We start from the raw sequence: 2,294 nt of genomic DNA, 5'->3' as shown, positions 1-2,294 counted from the left end.
GAGAACGCATAGAGTGTTACGTATCGTATCCCTAAATCGGCACACCAACGAGAAGCCGAATCTGCAACTTCTGCCCCTTTCTTATGTCCCTCGATTCTTTCAAGTCCTCTTTTCTTTGCCCAGCGGCCGTTTCCATCCATAATAAAGGCAACATGAACGGGAAGTGCCATCAAAAGTCCATAATCTCCTTGCTCTTCTTTTCGAAAGCATTATCCATCTCTTCTATATACTTATTCGTGAGATCTTGAATATCATCCTCAAATTTCTTTAGGTCGTCTTCAGTCATCTCTGAGGCCTTCTCCAAATCCCTTGCTTCCTTGATTGCATCTCTTCGAATGTTTCGAATTGCTATCTTCCCCTTCTCGGAGTTGTCTCTTGCAAGCTTTACCCATTTCTCTCTCTGTTCCGTTGTCGGTATCGGGAAATTCAGTTTGATGTTGACCCCGTCGTTGATTGGTGTAAGATCGAGCTTGGAGCCGAATATTGCCTTCTCTATCTGGCCCAGAACTGTCTTGTCCCACGGCTTGATTATAAGAGAGCGGTCTTCTGTCGCTGTTACCGTTGCCATCTGATTGATCGGAGTCGGGACACCATAGTAGTCGACTTTTACGGACTCAAGAAGGGCAGGAGAAGGTCTGCCCGTTCTCATCTGACTATACTCTTCGACGATCTTTTCGACGCTCTTCTTCATTTTGCTTTCAGCTTCTTTCAGCAGGCTACTCATGATCTTCCTCCCTTTCATCCGTTTGTCAACGGAATTATATCATGTAAGCCGTTCCCTATTGGCAGCGACAGAACTCCAAAAAGGTTTGTTAGTTGAATTGGGTAGTCTATTCTGGTAAAATCATACAGGTGCTCTAACCATGACAGGAGGTATGTAAATGTTTTCAATCCTTAGTTTCATAGCATATGCCCCAGCAGGAGATGTTGCAGCTCCTACGGCAGATGCAGGGGCTGCGACCAGCGGGGGCTTCTCAGGGATAATCATCTGGCTAGTCCTAATGGTTGCTTTCTTTTATTTCTTGATTATTATGCCTCAGAGGAAGAGGGATAAGCAGTTCAAGCAGATGATGGAGAAGCTTAAGGTTGGTGATAAAGTCGTAACGGCCGGCGGAATAATCGGGAAGATTACCATGATAAAGCCCGATAGCCTGAGGATCAGGACCGGCACCGGTACGGAACTGGACGTTACAAGAAAGGCGATCGCTGTTGTAGTGAACAAGGGCGAGAATGAAAAGGAAGAAGTAGAACCAGATGTAAACGTTAAGCAGTAACAGTTTTAGTAATATTCGTAGATATTGGAAGGGGGTGTCTGTCCGAGTTTTTCGGGCAAAGTCCGTATGAGAGCAAACCAAAAACGCTTGATCGTTACCGTAGTGGTTTTGATAGCAGCATTGCTTCCGCTGCTCATACCTCACGGTAGTGCACCAGCCGAAAGCAGCTTCATGGATAAGCTAGCTGCAAACATCAAGTTAGGGCTTGATATAAAGGGTGGAGCTCTTCTTGAGTACCAAATGCTTACTGATGTCTCGGATTCAGAGATGAATGCACTTGCAGACAGAGTTATTGAGGTCTTGAGGGCAAGATTGGATGCTGCGGGTTTCACTGAAGCGACAGTCGAAAAAGTGACCGCAGGAATTTCCTTTGGAGAGGATATTCCACCTGTAAGAGTAAGGGTCCAGATTCCTGGTATTACAGATGTTTCCAGAGCGGAGAACCTGGTCGGAAAGACCGGTAGGCTTTACTTTGCCGATGTTCTGGCGATAGAAACGTCGGTCTCGACTCCCTCTATCCCGGCAGGAATGTCCCTGGAGATAAGCAGAAGAAAGCTTCAGGGAGCCGAACCTTATTGGGTTAAGGAACTTCACTACGGTGAGTACGTCGGTGGAGTGCAGAACAACACATGGTATTTCATCAGCCCGATGGTGAGCGTAGGTTCAAGCTACGCAGAACTTGACGGAAGTGTAGTTACCGATGCCAAGCCCCTCGTCAACAACCAGCCAAGGCCCGGTCAGGGAAGATTCATGGTTTCTCTGAAGTTCAGTTCCGAAGGGGCGAAAACCTTCAGAGATATCACGTCTGTAAAGTCGACTTATGCCGACACGGATATGAAGAAGAGACTCGCGATCGTCTTGGACGACAGGGTAATTATCGCGCCTCTAGTTCAATCCCAGATTTCTGATGGGAACGCAGTGATTGAAGGACTGAACACGATTGAAGAGGCTAGAGAAGTCTCGATTTTGGTCGGAAGCGGAAATCTTCCTGTTGATCTTGCGTCCTTCAACAAGAGGGTT

The 2,294-nt window shown here is 46.9% G+C and carries 4 protein-coding genes; 2 read left to right on the top strand and 2 right to left on the bottom strand.

Annotated features, from left to right (window positions below):
- Positions 1 to 170, bottom strand: a 170-nt coding sequence (locus ENN47_08175; GenBank protein ID HDP78144.1) for an isoprenyl transferase, incomplete at its 3' end; no start/stop codon positions are given.
- The gene (locus ENN47_08170) at positions 170 to 724 is read right to left on the bottom strand and encodes a ribosome recycling factor (GenBank protein HDP78143.1); all 555 of its coding nucleotides are present in this window, start codon (positions 722 to 724) and stop codon (positions 170 to 172) included. The genes ENN47_08175 and ENN47_08170, both read right to left, overlap by 1 nt.
- 157 nt (positions 725 to 881) lie before the next feature.
- Between ENN47_08170 and yajC the strand changes: the two genes are divergently transcribed.
- Both yajC and ENN47_08160 read left to right on the top strand, forming a co-directional pair.
- Complete coding sequence (gene yajC / locus ENN47_08165) at positions 882 to 1,274, top strand: preprotein translocase subunit YajC (protein ID HDP78142.1); 393 nt, start codon at positions 882 to 884, stop codon at positions 1,272 to 1,274.
- A 24-nt stretch (positions 1,275 to 1,298) separates the two neighbouring features.
- The coding region (locus tag ENN47_08160; GenBank protein ID HDP78141.1) for a protein translocase subunit SecD at positions 1,299 to 2,294 on the top strand (996 nt) is incomplete at its 3' end.

Origin of the sequence: Mesotoga infera, assembly GCA_011045915.1 — a bacterium.
Taxonomy (GTDB): Bacteria; Thermotogota; Thermotogae; order Petrotogales; family Kosmotogaceae; genus Mesotoga; species Mesotoga infera_D.
This window is presented reverse-complemented; position numbering and strand designations above follow the sequence as displayed.

Bases quoted from the DNA above. Each gene is read 5' to 3' on its own strand.
- ENN47_08170 (HDP78143.1), bottom strand. From the start codon at position 724: ATGAGTAGCCTGCTGAAAGAAGCTGAAAGCAAAATGAAGAAGAGCGTC.
- yajC (HDP78142.1), top strand. From the start codon at position 882: ATGTTTTCAATCCTTAGTTTCATAGCATATGCCCCAGCAGGAGATGTT.